The sequence below is a fragment of the Streptomyces sp. S.PNR 29 genome (genome assembly GCF_030386795.1).
Taxonomy (GTDB): Bacteria; Actinomycetota; Actinomycetes; order Streptomycetales; family Streptomycetaceae; genus Streptomyces.
In genome coordinates, this window is the sequence record NZ_JANUQM010000019.1 from 33,918 (window position 1) to 50,097 (window position 16,180).

General features: G+C 70.7%; 14 protein-coding genes and 2 pseudogenes. 8 read left to right on the forward strand and 8 right to left on the reverse strand.

Features of this window, described 5'->3' with window-relative positions; all coding sequences use genetic code 11:
* Positions 1–24 precede the first annotated feature (24 nt).
* Both NW895_RS37175 and NW895_RS37180 read right to left on the reverse strand, forming a co-directional pair.
* Entirely contained in the window at positions 25–426 is a 402-nt protein-coding gene (locus tag NW895_RS37175; RefSeq protein WP_289941352.1) for a DUF6281 family protein, read from the reverse strand.
* A gap of 60 nt (positions 427–486) precedes the next feature.
* Positions 487–697: pseudogene (locus NW895_RS37180) on the reverse strand (hypothetical protein); the annotation flags it as partial.
* 528 nt (positions 698–1,225) lie between these two features.
* Here NW895_RS37180 and NW895_RS37185 point away from each other — a divergent pair.
* Positions 1,226–1,771: a hypothetical protein gene (locus NW895_RS37185; protein ID WP_289941354.1), complete on the forward strand. Its 546-nt coding sequence runs from the start codon at positions 1,226–1,228 to the stop codon at positions 1,769–1,771.
* Here the strand turns inward: NW895_RS37185 and NW895_RS37190 are convergent.
* Together NW895_RS37190 and NW895_RS37195 are read right to left on the reverse strand one after the other, a co-directional pair.
* Positions 1,764–2,456 carry a hypothetical protein gene (locus NW895_RS37190; protein ID WP_289941355.1) on the reverse strand — a complete coding sequence of 231 codons (693 nt, stop codon included), beginning with the start codon at positions 2,454–2,456 and terminating at the stop codon, positions 1,764–1,766. The genes NW895_RS37185 and NW895_RS37190 overlap by 8 nt on opposite strands.
* 193 nt (positions 2,457–2,649) lie before the next feature.
* A pseudogene (locus NW895_RS37195) lies at positions 2,650–2,760 on the reverse strand (IS5/IS1182 family transposase); the annotation flags it as partial.
* 62 nt (positions 2,761–2,822) lie between these two features.
* Between NW895_RS37195 and NW895_RS37200 the strand changes: the two are divergent.
* On the forward strand, positions 2,823–3,023 hold the full coding sequence (locus NW895_RS37200) for a type II toxin-antitoxin system VapB family antitoxin (protein WP_289941356.1): 201 nt from the start codon (positions 2,823–2,825) through the stop codon (positions 3,021–3,023).
* 65 nt (positions 3,024–3,088) lie between these two features.
* Here the strand turns inward: NW895_RS37200 and NW895_RS37205 are convergent, their stop codons facing one another.
* Complete coding sequence (locus NW895_RS37205) at positions 3,089–4,018, reverse strand: hypothetical protein (RefSeq protein ID WP_289941357.1); 930 nt, start codon at positions 4,016–4,018, stop codon at positions 3,089–3,091.
* A 212-nt stretch (positions 4,019–4,230) separates the two neighbouring features.
* Between NW895_RS37205 and NW895_RS37210 the strand changes: the two genes are divergently transcribed.
* A complete protein-coding gene (locus tag NW895_RS37210; protein WP_289941358.1) occupies positions 4,231–5,298 on the forward strand; it encodes a LacI family DNA-binding transcriptional regulator in 1,068 nt (355 codons plus the stop codon).
* An 81-nt stretch (positions 5,299–5,379) separates the two neighbouring features.
* Here the strand turns inward: NW895_RS37210 and NW895_RS37215 are convergent, their stop codons facing one another.
* On the reverse strand, positions 5,380–7,413 hold the full coding sequence (locus tag NW895_RS37215) for an autotransporter (RefSeq protein WP_289941509.1): 2,034 nt from the start codon (positions 7,411–7,413) through the stop codon (positions 5,380–5,382).
* Between the two features lie 225 nt (positions 7,414–7,638).
* On the opposite strand from NW895_RS37215, the gene NW895_RS37220 reads away from it, so the two are divergent.
* Positions 7,639–8,721 carry a glycoside hydrolase family 43 protein gene (locus tag NW895_RS37220; RefSeq protein WP_289941359.1) on the forward strand — a complete coding sequence of 361 codons (1,083 nt, stop codon included), beginning with the start codon at positions 7,639–7,641 and terminating at the stop codon, positions 8,719–8,721.
* Position 8,722: 1 nt separating this feature from the next.
* Entirely contained in the window at positions 8,723–10,135 is a 1,413-nt protein-coding gene (locus NW895_RS37225; protein WP_289941360.1) for an RICIN domain-containing protein, read from the forward strand.
* Positions 10,136–10,141: 6 nt separating this feature from the next.
* On the opposite strand, the gene NW895_RS37230 is transcribed toward NW895_RS37225, so the two are convergent.
* Positions 10,142–11,839 (reverse strand): rhamnogalacturonan lyase B N-terminal domain-containing protein, encoded by a 1,698-nt coding sequence (locus NW895_RS37230; protein WP_289941361.1) that lies wholly within the window; start codon positions 11,837–11,839, stop codon positions 10,142–10,144.
* 208 nt (positions 11,840–12,047) lie between these two features.
* Here NW895_RS37230 and NW895_RS37235 point away from each other — a divergent pair, with 208 nt between their 5' ends.
* Both NW895_RS37235 and NW895_RS37240 read left to right on the forward strand, forming a co-directional pair.
* Positions 12,048–13,091, forward strand: a complete 1,044-nt coding sequence (locus tag NW895_RS37235) for a rhamnogalacturonan acetylesterase (protein ID WP_289941362.1) — start codon at positions 12,048–12,050, stop codon at positions 13,089–13,091.
* 77 nt (positions 13,092–13,168) lie between these two features.
* The gene (locus NW895_RS37240) at positions 13,169–14,881 is read left to right on the forward strand and encodes a DUF2264 domain-containing protein (protein WP_289941364.1); all 1,713 of its coding nucleotides are present in this window, start codon (positions 13,169–13,171) and stop codon (positions 14,879–14,881) included.
* Positions 14,882–14,921: 40 nt separating this feature from the next.
* Here the strand turns inward: NW895_RS37240 and NW895_RS37245 are convergent, their stop codons facing one another.
* Positions 14,922–15,326: an excalibur calcium-binding protein gene (locus tag NW895_RS37245; RefSeq protein WP_289941365.1), complete on the reverse strand. Its 405-nt coding sequence runs from the start codon at positions 15,324–15,326 to the stop codon at positions 14,922–14,924.
* A 468-nt stretch (positions 15,327–15,794) separates the two neighbouring features.
* On the opposite strand from NW895_RS37245, the gene NW895_RS37250 reads away from it, so the two are divergent.
* Positions 15,795–16,109 carry a hypothetical protein gene (locus NW895_RS37250; RefSeq protein WP_289941366.1) on the forward strand — a complete coding sequence of 105 codons (315 nt, stop codon included), beginning with the start codon at positions 15,795–15,797 and terminating at the stop codon, positions 16,107–16,109.
* Positions 16,110–16,180: the final 71 nt, after the last annotated feature.

The window sequence follows — 16,180 nt, forward strand, 5'->3', positions numbered from 1 at the left end:
CAGCCCCGGTACACCCACGGCAGGTCAGGACTGCTCGATCAGCTTCCTCAGCTCGGGCGGGAGTTCCTTGACATGGTCGACCACGGCGAGACGGTACTCCCCGGGGTCCTCCGCCACCGCGATGGCGATGTTCGGGTCCACCCCCCGGACGGCGAACGCGGTCGTGAGGGTCGGGCCCTCCCCGTCGTCGCCGTCGTCGGGGGTGTCGTCGCACGCGGGGCGGGTGGCGCCGCCGAGCGACTCCCCTACGGGGAGGTCGGTTTCGGCCCAGCCCATGTATCTGCGGCTGTCGTACTCGACGACGTAGGCGCAGGACGGCGCGGCGTCGCCTCCGCCGTCCGGCACCGACGTACAGGCTGCGGAGAGGGCGGTCGCGAGCAGCACCCATGCCGGGCAGCGTCCGCCGCGCAGGGGTAACGCCTTCATCGGTGACGCCTCCTTGTGGTTGGCCGGCTTCGTACGGGACGTGCCGGGCCGTACGAACGTTCAGTGCGCCGGTGGTCCTTCCGCCACCAGTTGTCCAGCAGCGCCGCCCTCCGGCCCCAGGTCGATCAGCCAGTCGGAGGCGTGGATGACGTCGAGGTTGTGCTCGATGGTGACGACGGAGTGGCCGGCGTCGACGAGGCGTTGCAGGACGTCGGAGGCGGGCGGTGTCGGCAGCGTGCAGGCCGGTCGTCGGCTCGTCGAGGACGTACAGCACGCCCGTCAGGCCGGAGCCCAGCCCGCCTCCACGACGGTCAGCCCCCTACGGTCACCGCCCGGCTCTCCGCCCGCAGCCGGGCGCCCCCGCGCTCTCCGCAGATGCTTCCGGTTCCCGGGCGCGTCGCTGCAGCGGCTCGCCACGAAGAGCCGCCGGAGCCGCTGGCACGTGGCTGGATGCCAACTCGACGGCGGGCCGCGCGAGACGGCACGTCGGACGTACAGCGGACGATCGCACCGAGTGTTCACGATGCGCATTACCGGAGGCAAGCCGCGAATCAGACATGAAGATCGCGATCTAAGGCTGGAGTACCAGCCAACACGGCATCCGGGGAAGCCTTTTGACAACAGCTTCGCTCAGCCGTCGGGGGTCGGGCGTGTCAAACGCGGCCGCGATCTCATCCCGACGTCCGTCGTGAGCACGGGTGTGCAGATCAATCGGGTTCCTGCAAGTTGTGGGCACGGAAACCACTCGCATAGCTCTCCCTGGCGCGCGGCGTAGCTTCGGTCGACCTATACATGGGTCATGACTGATGATGCTGAGGCAGACGGCAATCACGAAGCGCGATCCCAAAGGGAAGCCAATCCGCGGTGGGTTGCGTGGGCGGCGCTTGGCGGCTCCCTCATCGGTGCGCTGACCGGCCTTACCGGCAGCCTGCTGGTCTACAAACAGTCCGAGGACAACCAGGAAGCGACTGCGAACCAGCGTACGTCCGATATTCGCCGAACCGCGTACACCGACCTTGTGAGCAGCTTCCAAACCTTCAAGACGGAAGCCAGCGGTTATCGAAACCTGGTCTTTCAGGAAGCGTCGGTGGAGGATCAGAACAGTCAATTCAATGATAAATATGTGCCGGCCTCCAATAAGTTGCAGCAGGCGGCATCTCTGGTGCTGCTCGTTGGTACGGAATCCGCTCGCACCTCGGTCAAGAAAATGAACGTTCTCCATGACAGGGTGGGGGGAATCTTTGTGGAGGATGTCCTTGACCTGGACAAATTCGACACCACCATCGCGGAATTCACCAAAGTTGTGGATGCTTTTGTGAACAAGGTTGACGTGGAGGTCATCTGAACCGCTCCTCGATTTCGAGAACTTCCTCGGCGGGTGGCGGCTTGGCATTGACAGGCTTGTTGTAGTCGCTCATCACCAAGTCCACGGGATCGTCTCCCCCGGTCTCGCTGAGGCTCAGAATGTACGGCTCACCCTCCGTCGCAACATCCATTCTGGTAGTGACGCCGCCATCCTTTCTCACCACCGGAATTGCAGGCTGGTCATCGACGTCGTGTATCTTGCCTTTGGTCAGCCCAGGGGCAGCGTGATCGGGAATGCCCTTGAGCAGATGGTCCGCATCACATAGCTCGGCCAGCTCATCGAATCCCTCCGACTGGGCGGACAATTTCAGCCAGTGATCCGCCAGCAGGTTGACGTCAGCGCTCCCGACGTCCAGCTCCTTCCAGAAGGTCTCATCTCCTTTGGCATAGGCGGCATCGCCGACTTTGATGATCTCCGCACTGACGTTTTCTCGAGGTCCGATAGTGCCCTTGCACTCACCCTGCTCGTTCAGGGCGAGATCTATCCAGGCCTCATCCGGGCCGCTCGTCGTCCTTCCCTTCAGTCGAAGGGAGTCCGCTCTCTTGGTCACGTCAGCGGCCTTCTCCACTATCTCGTTCGGAGGGAGGTCCTCGATGCCGTTCGAGGCCTGCGCCGTCACACTGCCCGCGAGGCCGACGACCGCCAGCGTCGCCGTGCAGGTCACAGGGGTCAGAACAGTGCGCCGTACATGCATGACCGTGTGCCCTTCCTCGCCTGTCTCCTTCCAGGTTGGCCACGCCGGCTCCGTATGCGCTACTCGGCGCTGACTGACCGGGGCGAGGTGGTGCAGCAACAGTGACGGTTGGCGTCCCCGAGCGCTCCAGTCCCGCGCCGTCGTTGCTGAAGTCCGCGAACCTTCGGGCGGTTGGCCACAGCGGGGCGAGCTGCCGCAGGGCGAGGTTCGTGCGCCAGTAGGCGGCGACCGGTAGAACCCTGTCCTCCAGCGGTAGGCTCCATGGCCGGCCTTTTGAGTGCATGCTACGGAACCATGAGCAGCTGGAGCGCGGCTGCGACGCGATGAGGGGGCACGGTGGCCAAGGTCAATATCAGTCTCGACGCCGAACTCGTAGTGGAAGTGATGGTCCTGGCGGGGATCGGCTCGCCCCAGGATGCGATCGAGGCGATTGTGCGGGACTACATCGCCCGTGGCCACCGCACGGAGGCCCGCACCGAGCTCAAGGACCAACGTCTGCGCGAACTCGACGTCAAGCCGCAGGAGCCGCAAGGCTGAGCACCCTGCCGGGTGCCGCCGCTCAAACCGCCGACATGTCATCTGGCGCGGAGCGCGGTCCCCGGCTACCTGACGCGCGAGCCGCCGAGGCGTTCGACCTCCTCGGCGGCCTGGCGTGCTTCTCGTTCGGCCCGGGAGAGGGCGCCCGCGGCCTCCTCGTGCCGCTCCTCGGCCTCCCGCTGTTCACGGTCGGTCCGGCGGAGCTCCTCCCGCGCCTGCCGTGCCTGTTCCTCGGCGGCGGACACCCGCTGCCGGGCCTGGTCCTGGCGGTCGCGGGCCCGCCGTAGGGCCGCCTCGGCGTCGGACAGCCGGGCCTGCTCTTCGCGCAGTCGCCGCTTGGCAGCCTGGGCCGCCTCTTTGGCGCGGGCGAGCTGCTCGTGGCGCCGGCGCCGGCGCTCGGCGAGTTCGTCCTTGGTGAGGGTCCGGGCCGGTGGCGGCTGCGCCGGCTTCCGCTCGACCGGTGAGGTACCGGTGTCGGCCTCGGCGGGGAACCCCGACGGCGGGGTGAGGGCGCTCTGCAGCCGGCCGGCGGCCCAGCGGTCGGCCGCTTCCTGGCCGGCGAGCACCGCGCGCAGGGTCGCCTCGACCTCTTCCTGCACCGTGCCCGACAGCCGGTGCCCGGCGTCCCGGGCCAGCTGCGCGGCCTGCCGGGACAGGGCGGAGACGACCCGGCGCCGCTGCGCGGACAACTCCTTCAGCCCGGCGGCGTCCAGCGTCTGGTAGGCCTCGCGCAGGGACCGCCCCAGCTCCAGGAACCGCAGGCTCTCCTCCGGCTCGGAACGCAGGAGGAGGTTGGCCGCCCAGGCCGCGAGAGTGGGGCGGCGGGCGGCGTGGATCCGGCGGGCGTCCTCGGCACGGCCGGCCGTCCTGGCCGCGAGGGCCAACTCCTCGCGCCGGGAGACGAAGTCGGACGGCGGTGTGGTGTAGAGCTCGTCGAGGATCTCCTCCACGTCCCGCTCCCCGCCGCCTCGGCGACCCGCGCCCTTACCCTGCATGATCCTCAGCCTGCATCGGTCCCGGCGACCCCGCACGCCGGGACGGCCTCCGCCCGAGGACGGCGACTGTCGCGGAACCGCCGCGCTCCGGCCTCTCGTCCCCGCCCCCCGGCCACTGCTAGCCTCCGCATCGGGAACCGGTTGCTGCGGTGTTGCCACAGCTCCGGCAGGGGGACGGGCGGACCAGGCCCAGGAGAGGGTTGAGGCAGACCATGACGAGGAAGAGCGGGGACGCGAGCCGCAGCACGATACGCGACGTGGCGGCCCGCGCGGGGGTGTCCGCGTCGACGGTGTCACGGGTGCTCGGCGGGGTGTACCCGGTGAGCTCGGCGACCCGCGCGCGCGTGATGCGGGCGGTCCGCGACCTGGACTACGTCGCCGACGCGCGCGCCAAGGCGGTCGCGGGCGTCGGGACGCCCACGCTGGCGTTCGTGCTGGAGGACATCACCGGCCCGTCGTTCGCGCACATGGCGCACGGCGTGGAGCGCGAGGCGACCCGGCTCGGCCATCTGTGCCTGGTGTGCAGCACCAAGGGCGACGTCCAGCACGAGGTGGAGTTCGTCGAGATGATGCGCGCCCAGCGCGCCGCCGCCGTGATCCTGGTCGGCGGCACCGCCGACACGCCCGAGTACCGGGAGCGCACCCGCCGTATCGCCGACTCGCTCGCCTCGGCCGGCTCCCGCCTCGTGCTGTGCGGGCGCCCGCCGCTGGGCCCGGGGGCTCCGGTGACGGTCATCGAGTACGACAACGAGGGCGGCGCCCACACCCTGGTCGCCCACGTGCTCGCCCAGGGCCACCGGCGCGTCCTCTTCCTCGGCGGCGCCGCCGACCACACCACGGCACAGGGCCGCGAGCGCGGCTATCTCTCCGCCCACCGCGCCCGCGGCCTGGACCCCGACCCGGCGCTGGTGCTGCACGGCGACTTCACCCGCGACGCGGGCCACCGCCTGATGCACCAGGCGCTCAAGCAGGGCCTGGAGTTCACGGCCGTGGTCGCCGCCACCGACATGGTCGCGGCCGGCGCGCTCACCGCCCTGCACGAGGCGGGCCTCGACGTGCCGGGCGACGTGTCGCTGGCCGGCTACGACGACATCCCCTTCGCCCGCGACCTGCACCCCGCCCTGACGACGGTCCACGTCCCCTACGAGGAGCTGGGCCGCCTCGCCGTACGCACCGCCCTCGAACGGGCCCCGGACGCCCCCGACGAACACCTGCTGCTGGGCACGCACGTGGTGGTGCGGGACTCGGTCGCGCCGGGGCCCGAGGCGGCGAGCCGGTAGCGGTACTCGACGAACCGCGCGGCGCCCGTCCGCCGACGGCCGCCCGCACCCCCGTGGCGGGCGGCCGTCAGCGCCCGGCGGCTACCCGTGCGCCGCGTGCCGCCCGTTCCTCCGCCGCTTCCGGCGCCCGCGCCACCGCACCGGCACCATCAGCGCGCCCAGGAGCCCGGCGCCCAGTGCGTACGGCCACCAGCCGAAGCCGACGCTGTCCGAGGCACCGGCGCTTCGGGGCCGCGCCGCGCCGGACGGGGACGCCTCCGGTGCCGTGGGGGAGGGGCTCGTGGTGACGGCGGTGAGGACGACGTCGTTGCCGTCGCCGCCGCGGTAGCTGATGCGGTAGGTGGTGTCGGCGAGCTTCAGTTCCGCGCCCTCGCGCAGGCCGGTGAACGCCCCGGTGGTCCGCGCGCCGCCCCGGTGGTCCACGACGGTGATCTCGCGGGCCGGGTCGGTCCCCAGCGCCGAGACGTCGAGGCCACCCGACAGCCGGACCGCGCCGTGCACCGTCAAAGGCCTCTGGCGCAGGACGAGTTCGCCCTTCCCGCGCTGCGTGTAGCCGCCGGTCACCGTGACACCGCCGGCGACGGTCCCTTCGTTCGTCACCGCACCCTTCACCGTGCCCTTGCCGGTCAGCGACCCCGACACCCGCAGCCCCGCCGTCCCCACGTCGAGCCGTGCCCCGGCCGTGGTGAGCCGGATCGCCCTGCTGTGCGTCAGCGTCGCCCCCGAGCGGAGCGCGAGGGTGCCCCTGGTGACGGTCGTCCTCCCCGTGTACGTCACCGCGCTCCCGGTCAGCGTGGTCGTCGCGGCGCCCGACTGGGTGAGGGAGCCGCTGCCGCCGATCCGGGACAGCGACACGGGGTGCGAGGTGTTCCGGACGACGAGGGAGCCGTCGTTCACGACCCTGCGCCGCTCCGAGCCCATGAGCAGTGAGCCGTCACCGCCCCGCCGGCCCGAACCCAGCCGCAGCACCGCCCCCTTCTCGATGGTCGTCGACCCGTCGTAGTACTGCTTCGCCGCGAAGGTGACGTCGTTTCCGGGCGTCCCCGCGATGACGACGTCCCCGGCGCCCGGCGCGGCCAGCGTGTCGTGGAACCTGCCGCCGCCGATCGGCGCGCCCAGCGTCACCGGGCCGTTGTAGTCGAAGGTGAGCCTGGAACGGGACCGGGCCGCCAGGAGGTTGATGTACACGGTCTCGGCCGTGCCCGGCATGAAGATCCTGTTCGTGGTCCCGTCGCCCCACTGGACGTTCGCGCCCTTGATGTTGGTGCCGCGCTTGTTGACGTTCTTCCGCGCGGGCGTCCAGTTCAGGGCCGGGTCGCTGAGCGAGGGGTTGGTGTCCCCGCCCTGGTCGGACCAGCTGTACTGCCCCGTGAGGACGACCTTGCCGCCCGGCCGTGACTGGACGTTGATGTCGCTGCCGTACTCGCGCTGGTAGAAGTCCATCCCCATCGTGACGGTCCGGCCGAGCGGCGTGTCGATGGTGAACGTGCCCTGGTTGAGGACCTTGCGGACGTGCGGCAGCGACGTCGCGTACTCCGGCCGCCCGGCGTTCAGCTGTGTGCCGTTGTCGATCACCCCGGAGAAGGGGTGGGTGCCCGACAGGTCCCAGGTGCCCCACAGGAACCTCGGCTGGGTGATCAGTCCGGAGCCGCTGATGGTGCCCAGGTTGTAGGCGCTCCTCAGGGACAGCCGCAGGGTGCCGTCGACGCGGATGTTGTTCTTGTTGAGCCGGAACGCCGGGGTGTCGTACGGGAAGTGCCCGATCAGCCCGGTCGTCCCGCCGTTGCCGTACTGCAGGGTCGCGCCCCGCTCGACGGTGATGGCGGGCGGGTCCGGGTCGGCCACGGTGACGTACGGATGGTTGCCGCCGAGCGTCCTGACGGCCTGCCGCTGCCGGGACTTCGGCAGCGTGAAGTCGCTGTCCCTGGTGAGGATCAGCGTCCCGCCGCCGCGCACGGTGAGCGTGCCCTCGCCGCGGAAGACCCCGTCGTACGTCGTCGTCCCGGACGGCACGGTGACGACCGTGTCGCCGGTGAGCGTCACGTCCCGGTCCGCGAGCACGTCGGCGGTGACGTCCCGGGGGCCGGCGGCGTCCGCCGGGGGAGCGGTGACCATGAGAGCGACCGCGGCGAGGGCGCCTACGGCCGCTGTTGTCCTGGGGAGATGGCTGTGCACATGACCGGAGACGGTTCGCAGCGGCGGCCGATAACAAAAACCTGCTCACCTTGTCACGCCGGACCCGTTGACCTCCCCCTGGCACACCCTTACCTTTTCGGCGTTCGTAATGACAGATGTAGTTCGCAGTTTCGAACAACTTCCCCCCTCTGAGAGGCAGTCCGCATGAGCCGCGCCGACGACCTGCCCCACGTTCCAGGCCGCCGACTGTTGTTGAAGGGCGCCCTGGCCGCGGGTGCCCTGGCCGCCACCCCCACCGTGGCCGAGGCCGCCACCCCCGCCGTGCCCCCGAAGAGAGCCCCGTACGTGAACCCGCTCGTCCGCAACCGCGCCGACCCGCACATCCACCGTCACACCGACGGCTTCTACTACTTCACGGCGACCGCCCCCGAGTACGACCGCATCATCCTGCGCCGCTCCCGCACCCTGAACGGCCTGGCGACCGCCGCCGAGTCCGTCATCTGGCGCAAGCACGCCACCGGTGTCATGGGCGCGCACATCTGGGCACCGGAGATCCACCGCATCGGCGGCAAGTGGTACATCTACTTCGCCTCCGCGCCCGCCGAGAGCGTGTGGGACATCCGCATCTGGGTCCTGGAGAACTCCCACCCCAACCCCTTCCAGGGCACCTGGGTGGAGAAGGGCCAGCTGAAGACGGCCTGGGAGACGTTCTCCCTCGACGCCACCACCTTCACCCACCGCGGCACCCGCTACCTCGCCTGGGCCCAGCACGAGCCCAACGTGGGCAACAACACCGCCATCTGGCTGTCCGAGATGGAGAACCCGTGGACCCTGAGGGGCCCGCAGGTACGGCTGTCGACCCCCGAGTACGACTGGGAGTGCATCGGCTTCAAGGTCAACGAGGGCCCGTCGGTCATCGCCCGCAACGGCCGGCTGTTCATGTCGTACTCGGCCAGCGCCACCGACGCCAACTACTGCATGGGCCTGCTGACCGTCGACGCCGACGCCGACCTCATGGACCCGGCGAACTGGTCGAAGTCACCGGTCCCGGTCTTCACCAGCAACGACACCACCCGGCAGTACGGCCCCGGCCACAACAGCTTCACGGTCGCCGAGGACGGCCGCACCGACGTCCTCGTCTACCACGCCCGCCAGTACAAGGAGATCGACGGCGATCCGCTGAACGATCCCAACCGCCACACGCGCGTCCAGAAGCTCGGCTGGAAGCCGGACGGCACGCCCGACTTCGGCGTCCCCGTCGCCGACACGGCCCCTCAGGAGGCATGAGATGAGACGTGCGTACGCGATTCTGCTGGCCCTGTGCTGCGCGCTCGCCGGGGCCCTCGCGACCGCCGGGCCCGCCCAGGCCGCCCCCCAGACCATCACCAACGGCACCCAGTTCACGGACACATCCGGCAACCCCGTGCACGCGCACGGCGGCGGTGTCATCAAGGTCGGGACCTACTACTACTGGTTCGGCGAGCACCGCAACGCCGACAACACCTTCCGGTACGTGGACGCCTATCGCTCCACCGACCTGAAGAACTGGGAGTTCCGCAACCACGTCCTGACCCAGTCGAGCGCCGCGGAGCTGGCCACCGCCAACATCGAGCGGCCGAAGGTCATGTACAACGCGTCCACCGGCAAGTTCGTGATGTGGATGCACAAGGAGAACGGCACCGACTACAGCGAGGCCCGTGCCGCCGTCGCCGTCTCCGACACCGTCGACGGCAACTACACCTACAAGGGCAGCTTCCGTCCGCTCGGCCAGCACATGTCCCGGGACATCACGGTCTTCGTCGACACGGACGGCACCGGCTACATGGCCTCCGCCGCCCGTGAGAACTACGACCTGCAGATCTACCGGCTCACCGCCGACTACACCGGCATCGCGAGCCTGGTCGCCAACCCCTGGCCGGGCGGCCACCGCGAGGCCCCGGCCCTGTTCAAGCGGGGCGGCGTCTACTTCATGCTGACCTCGGGCGCGACCGGCTGGGACCCCAACCAGCAGCAGTACGCCACCGCCAGCAGCCTCGCCGGTCCCTGGTCGGCGATGAAGAACGTCGGCGACTCCACGGCGTACGGCTCGCAGACCGCCTACGTCCTCCCGGTGCAGGGCACCTCGGGCACCTCCTACCTCTACCTGGGCGACCGCTGGGGCAACTCCTTCGGCGGCACCGTCAACGACTCGCGGTACGTATGGCTGCCGTTGAGCTTCCCCAGCTCCACCTCCATGTCGATGTCCTGGTCCCCGGAGGTCACCATCGACACCGCCGCCGGGACGATCAGCGGCACCAGCGCCACGTACAACACGCTGATCGCGCGGCACAGCGGCAAGTGCGCCGACGTCACCAGCCAGTCGCTGTGGCAGGGCGCCCAGATCAAGCAGTACGACTGCAACGGCGGCAACAACCAGAAGTACTGGTTCAAGTCCGTCGGCGGCGGCTACTACCAGCTGATGGTCCGCAACAGTTCCCTGTGCGTGCAGGAGAACGCCGACACGGTCACGCAGGAGAACTGCAGCGGCTCGGCGACCAGCCAGCAGTGGTCGGTCACCACCACCGGCTCCTACGTCAACATCAAGTCCCGCGCGACCGGGGAGTGCCTGGACGTGAACGGCGCGTCCACCGCCAACTCCGCCGCCGTCATCACCTACACCTGCAACGGAGGAACCAACCAGCAGTGGACGCGCGGGACCTGAGAGCCCCTACGGCAGCAGGTCGATCGCGTCGATCGACGTGCCCGCGCTGAGATAGCCCGTCGACCCCGAGCCGCTCACCACGTTGATCTTCAGGGTGTTGTACTGGCTGGTGTCCGTCCTCCAGGCACTGGCCGGGATGCTGTAGGTGAACGTGTGGTTGTTGCCCCGGTACGAGCCGCAGGTCAGTGACCGCGTGCTCGGCTGGGTGGGCGGCGAGGGGATCGCCGAGGTCCAGGTGTCGTTGACGACGACCTGGGGCCGGCCGTTGGAGAAGGCCGTCGTCACGCCGATCCGCAGGGTGTGCGCGGCGGCGGCCTGCGCGGCGGTCAGCCTGAAGTAGACGATGATCCCGCTGTTGACGTCCTTCCAGAGATAGCAGGGGAAGGCCGACGTCTCGCTGCCGCTGCCGATCACCACGTTGCCGGTCCAGGAGGCGGCCCGTACGTCGGACGGATGCGCGTACGTCATCAGGTCCGCGTTCTTGAAGCCGCTCGGAGTGCCGTTCCAGTCGCCGATCCGCCAGATCGCGCTCGCGTTGGACGGGTCGTTCGAGGACGGGACGGCGATCGTGTTGAGGGTGGTCGTGCCGCCCGCGGTGACCGTCACCGAGGTGGTGTGGACGGCGAGTTCGCCCTTGTAGACGGTGAGCGTGTACGTCCCCGGAAGCACGCCCCCGATGGAGAACCAGCCGTCGGAGGCACGGGCCGAAGTCCAGTACTGCGCCGCCGGGTTGGCGAGCCCGACGGTGTACGGGTACGCCGTGTTCCGTCCCGAGATGCCGACGCCCGCGACCCTGCCCCGCCCGCTCGCCGGGACGTATCCGGAGATGCCGAGCGAGTCCGCCCATGAGGTGGTGAGGGTGCCCGGGAACAGCGACGAGGAGGGCGCGCCGCCGTCCGTGAAGGCGATGACGTAAGGGCCCTGGAGGCCGAAGCGCTGGTCCTCGGTCTGGCTCTGGGCGTAGTACAGGATCTCGTACAGGCCGCCGCCGTCCGCGCTCTGGTGGCGCAGCAGGGAGCGGTAGAACGGGCCGCCGGAGGCCTTCTCGTGGTTGCTGCGCACGATCCACAGGCCGACGCCGCCGGAGGACCAGCCGACATAGTCGTAGTCCATCACCCGGAGCCCCGAGTAGTGCTTCGAGCGGGTCTGGCCGTCGGACTTCGCGAACACGTCCGAGGCCTCGACCGTGCTGTTCGTGTAGGTGTAGGAGTCGGGCTCGTCGTTGAGGAACAGGCCCTTCTTCACGCGCAGGATGTAGCGGGTCGCGGAGACGGACGTGTCCGCCTTGTTGGTCCACAGATAGACGTTGTTCTCGCCGCTGCGGGCCGCGTAGTAGTGCCTCAGCGTGCCGTACGCGACGGAGACCAGGATCGTCGACCCGGACTGCTTGATGCCGACCGTGGAGGTGCCGAGGCCGGACTCGATGTGCGAGTTCCTACCGCCGTAGCCCTGGTACTCCGTGCCCTTGTAGACCAGCGAGGTCAGGTCGCCGTTGGACTTGCTGACCTTGAAGACGAGGTTGGCGCCGGTGTCGATGACGTAGTTCGACCCGTCGTCCGTGTAGCCGAAGCCGGCGGCGGACGCGGCGGACGCGGCGGGCGCGGCAGGCGCGAGCGGGCCGGCGAGGGCGGCGGAGCCGGCCGCGGCCGCGGAACCGAGGACGAAGGTGCGGCGTCGGACCGGTCTGTCGGCGGATCCGGACATGGGGGGCCTCCTTCGGAGGTGTGGGGGTGTGCCGGTGGTGCGGGTGGTTGGCAGGGTGACAGTTGAATCGATTTCGCGAAAGGGCTTTCGCTCGCTGTAGGTTGGCAATCTTGTGAAATCCGTCCGGGGTCTAGAAAGCGCTTGTCCCGAGCGAGTACGGTCCAGCGCCAGGCCTTGTCGCCCTGTTCAGGACCGTCGGAGGAGCCGTATGAGACGTTTCAACCCAGCCGTGCTGGCGGCGCTGACCCTGAGCGCCGGCCTCACGGCCGTCCCCGCTCAGGCTCAGGAGGAGCACAGACCCCTCGGCATCGACAACTGCACGGCGACCGCCTGTCACTTCGACGTCCCGCCGGGCACGTACGACGTGCGGGTACTGCTCGGCGGTGCGGCCGCGTCCGGCACGAGCATCGGCGGGGAGACCCGGCGCTCCCTGCTGCCCGAGACGTCCGTTGCGGCCGGCGAGCATGTCGCCCGCAGCTTCACGGTGAACGTCCGCACGCCCGAGGGGGAGCCCACCGGCCCCGCCGGCACCCCCGGTCTCGACCTGACCATCGGCGGCACGGCGCCCGCCCTCGCCGGCATCCGCGTCACCCCCGCACGGCACGCCCGCCAGATCTTCCTCATCGGCGACTCCACGGTCTGCGACCAGCCCGGCGACCCGTACTCCGGCTGGGGCCAGCAGCTGCCGCAGTACCTGCGCAAGGGCCTGTCCGTCGCCAACTACGCCGACTCCGGCGAGAGCACGGTCAGCTACCTGGCGAGTCCCCAGCTGTGGGGCACGGTCCAGCCCCTGATCCGCCGCGGCGACCTGGTGCTGATCCAGCTCGCCCACAACGACAAGACCACCGACGAGGCGACCTACCGGGCCAACCTGGAGGCCCTGGTGGCGGGCGTGCGGGAGCAGGGCGGCGAGCCCGTCCTCGTCACCCCGATCGTGCGACGCTGGTTCAACACCGACGGCACCCTGAACAACAACACCGCGCTCCTCGTCAACGGCCTCGGCGTCGACCACCCGGCCGTCGTCCGCGCCGTCGCCGCCGCCGAGGGCGTCCCGCTGATCGACCTCACCGCGAGGACCAAGGCACTCGTGGAGTCCCTCGGGGCCGAAGCCTCCAAGGCGCTGTACCTCTACAACGAGAAGCGGGACAACACGCACACCTCCGTGCACGGCGCCACCGTGTACGCGGGCCTGGTCCGCGACGAACTCGTCGCCCGGCACCTGGTGCCGAAGGGCCTGGTCAGGGTGGGATGAGCCCCTGGGGCGTCCCGACCGGAACCGGGGCGCCCCAGGTTCACGCCGCTGAGGCGCACCGATGAGAAAGAGAAACGATGCAGCTGCCACCCGACGATCGCACCCTCAGTCCGCACACGGGCTACACCCGCGCCCACTGGGAGGCGGCCGCCGACGCCCTGCTCGCCGCGGTCGAGCCGTACGCCGCCGAGGGCGGCGCGCTCTACCACTTCCCCGGTGACCGGACGAGCTGGTCCGGGCGGCTCTCCGACGGCCTGGAGGGCTACGCCCGCACGCTGCTGCTGGCGGCCTTCCGGCGCGACGAGAAGGCCCTGCAGCGGTACGCGGACGGCCTCGCGGCCGGGGTGTCGGGCGTCTGGCCCCGGATCGAGGACCGCAGCCAGCCGCTGGTGGAGGCCGCGTCGATCGCCCTCGCGCTGCGGATGACGCGGGAACTGCTGTGGGACCGCCTGGACGACGCCGTACGGCAGCGGGCGGCGGCCTGGCTCGGCGACGCGCTGACCGCCGAGGCCTGGCCCTGCAACTGGGAGCTGTTCCCGGTCACGGTCGGCGGCTTCCTCCAGGAGATCGGCCACGAGCCGGAGGCCTCCCGAGCGGCGATCGACCGGGGCCTTGAGCGCATCGAGCAGTGGTACGTCGGCGACGGCTGGTACACGGACGGCGACGGCCGGAAGTTCGACTACTACAACGGCTGGGCGATGCACCTCTACCCGGTGCTGCACGCCTGGCTCGCGGACGACGCCCGGCTGCTCGACCTGTACGGCGACCGGCTGTCGCGGCATCTCGCCGACTACGCCCGCCTGTTCGGCGGTGACGGCGCCCCCCTGCACCAGGGCCGGTCCCTCACCTACCGGTTCGCGACGACGGCTCCGCTGTGGCTGGGCGAGCTGACCGGGCGCACGCCGCTGCCCCCGGGGGAGACCCGGCGCCTGGCCTCGGGGGCGCTGCGGTACTTCCTCGACCGGGGCGCGGTCGACGAGCGGGGCCTGCTGACGCTCGGCTGGCACGGCCCCGACGCATCGGTTCTGCAGGGCTACTCGGGCCCGGCGTCCCCGTACTGGGCGAGCAAGGGCTTCCTCGGTCTGCTCCTGCCGCCGGACCACCCGGTGTGGACAGTGCCGGAGGAGCCGGGCCCGGTGGAGCGCGACGACGCGGTGACCGCCCTCTGCGCCCCCAACTGGCTGCTGCAGTCCACCCGTTCGGACGGCTTCGTCCGCCTCCACAACCACGGAAGCGAGGACGTCCGCTACGACCCGTACTACACGCGCCTCGCCTACTCGACGGCGACGCGGCCCTCGGCGTCGTACGACAACAGCGTGATCGTCGCCGACGACCCGAGCCGCACGGAGATCGAGCCGCTGGGCGTGGGGGAGGGCTGGGCGGCCTCCCGGCACCGGGTCGGCGAGCGCGTCCGGGTCACCAGCCTGGTCGTGGCCGAGGGCGCGGCGGAGGTGCGCGCGCATCTGGTGGCGGGGGCCGGTGCCGGGACGCCGGTACGGGTCACGGGCTGGCCGGCGTCCGGGGAGGGCGCACGGTCCGAGCTCGTCCCGGTGGCCGGCCTGACGGGCGCGTCACCCGAGCTGTCGGGTGCGACAGGCGAGGACGCCACCCTGTTCGTCGCCCTGGCCCGCCTCACCGCCGAACCGGACCCCCTGCCGCTCGATGAGCTGGTCACGGTGGAGGTGCGGGGGCAGGGCAGCACCCGCGAACTCATCGTCCGGTGGGCCACGGGGGCGGGCTCCCGCTTCCGCTTCTCGGAGGAGCGGGGACTGGAGCAGGGCCCGGCCTAGTGCACGGCGTGCGGCAGGGGTCGGCGCGCAGACCGGTGGGTCAGCCCCGGCGGCGGCGCAGCGCCACGTACCCGGCGGCGGCCAGGACCCCTCCGGCGGCGAGGGTCACGCCGATGCCGATGTCCCGGCCGGACGGGCCGGGAGCGGAAACGCCGCCGACTCCGGTGCGCGCACCGAGCGTCGGCACGGGGGAGGGGCTGCGCGCCCTGGACGTGGCGGAGATGTCGGTGCGCCGGGGCAGCGCCTCGCAGGCGACGCCGTCGTCCGGCCCCTGGTCCTCGTCGAGCCGGTTCGGGTCGCTGGGGTCCTGGTCGAACACGGTTTGCGCCTCTTCCTGGAACCTGAAGTCGCTGCAGTCGAGATCCTGGGCGTGGGCGGTCGAGGCCGACGGGACGATGGACACGAACGCGGCGGTTATGCCCGCGATGACGGCTCGGCGTGGCATGAGCGTCTCCTCCTTGCCGTGGTGGCGGCCGTGCTACGACGCTAGGCAACGACCGCCCCGACAGCGCGGGGCGCTGGGCCGGACGGGTGACCGACCCCACCCGCCTCGACCGCAGCCGAGGCCCGGACGACCTGCCCGCACTGGGCTTGCCGGGCCGGGGTCCGTCGACGGGTCAGCCGCGGGTGCAGCCGGTCCCACGCCTGCGCGGTCGCCTTCCCGTAGAGCCGGGTGTCCGTGACCGTCACGGCCTGCTCGGTGCCCCGGGTTGCGGAGTCACCCAAGACGAACCGGCGCTTCCCTGGGTGGTGAAGCCCCGGGGTGGGCGCGGGGTGTCTGCCGCGTCCGCCAGGATGCGCGCCGGTTGTCGCCTATCATGCCTGGGCGGATGCTGGGTGGTCCCATCCGGCGGCAAGAGCTGGAGGCGCCTGTGCCGAGCGGTGTGGTGAGGTGGTCCGATCTCGACGAGGCGTGGGCGCCATTGCTCAGGCCGGCGGCGGCTGGGATGCCGTCTCCCACCGTTCGGCCGTCCACGGCGACGCGGAGCGTGTACTGGTCGCTGGAAGCCGGGTGTGCTTCGACGTCACGCTGGACGCCGCGGGGGTCTGGGCCGCCAATACCCACACCGAGACGCGGCTGTGCTGTGAGCTGGCTGAGGCGCTCGCGGATGAGCAGGCCGGGCAAGCGCCCGCCGGTGGTCTGCTGCTGGTCTGGAGGGTGCCGCCGGGACTGCCGCCGCGTCCTTGGCGGGTCGATGGCGTGATGACGGCGGGCTTGGTGCGGTAGTCCCTCCGTTGCCGGGCATCCGCGGTGGCATGACGACTGAGGAAGCGGCCGCCGCGGGCGGGACGGTGCGG

Coding starts and splice junctions, on each gene's coding strand:
- NW895_RS37175 (WP_289941352.1), bottom strand. CDS start 426: ATGAAGGCGTTACCCCTGCGCGGCGGACGCTGCCCGGCATGGGTGCTG.
- NW895_RS37185 (WP_289941354.1), top strand. CDS start 1,226: ATGACTGATGATGCTGAGGCAGACGGCAATCACGAAGCGCGATCCCAA.
- NW895_RS37205 (WP_289941357.1), bottom strand. CDS start 4,018: ATGCAGGGTAAGGGCGCGGGTCGCCGAGGCGGCGGGGAGCGGGACGTG.
- NW895_RS37210 (WP_289941358.1), top strand. CDS start 4,231: ATGACGAGGAAGAGCGGGGACGCGAGCCGCAGCACGATACGCGACGTG.
- NW895_RS37215 (WP_289941509.1), bottom strand. CDS start 7,413: ATGGTCACCGCTCCCCCGGCGGACGCCGCCGGCCCCCGGGACGTCACC.
- NW895_RS37220 (WP_289941359.1), top strand. CDS start 7,639: ATGAGCCGCGCCGACGACCTGCCCCACGTTCCAGGCCGCCGACTGTTG.
- NW895_RS37225 (WP_289941360.1), top strand. CDS start 8,723: ATGAGACGTGCGTACGCGATTCTGCTGGCCCTGTGCTGCGCGCTCGCC.
- NW895_RS37230 (WP_289941361.1), bottom strand. CDS start 11,839: ATGTCCGGATCCGCCGACAGACCGGTCCGACGCCGCACCTTCGTCCTC.
- NW895_RS37235 (WP_289941362.1), top strand. CDS start 12,048: ATGAGACGTTTCAACCCAGCCGTGCTGGCGGCGCTGACCCTGAGCGCC.
- NW895_RS37240 (WP_289941364.1), top strand. CDS start 13,169: ATGCAGCTGCCACCCGACGATCGCACCCTCAGTCCGCACACGGGCTAC.
- NW895_RS37245 (WP_289941365.1), bottom strand. CDS start 15,326: ATGCCACGCCGAGCCGTCATCGCGGGCATAACCGCCGCGTTCGTGTCC.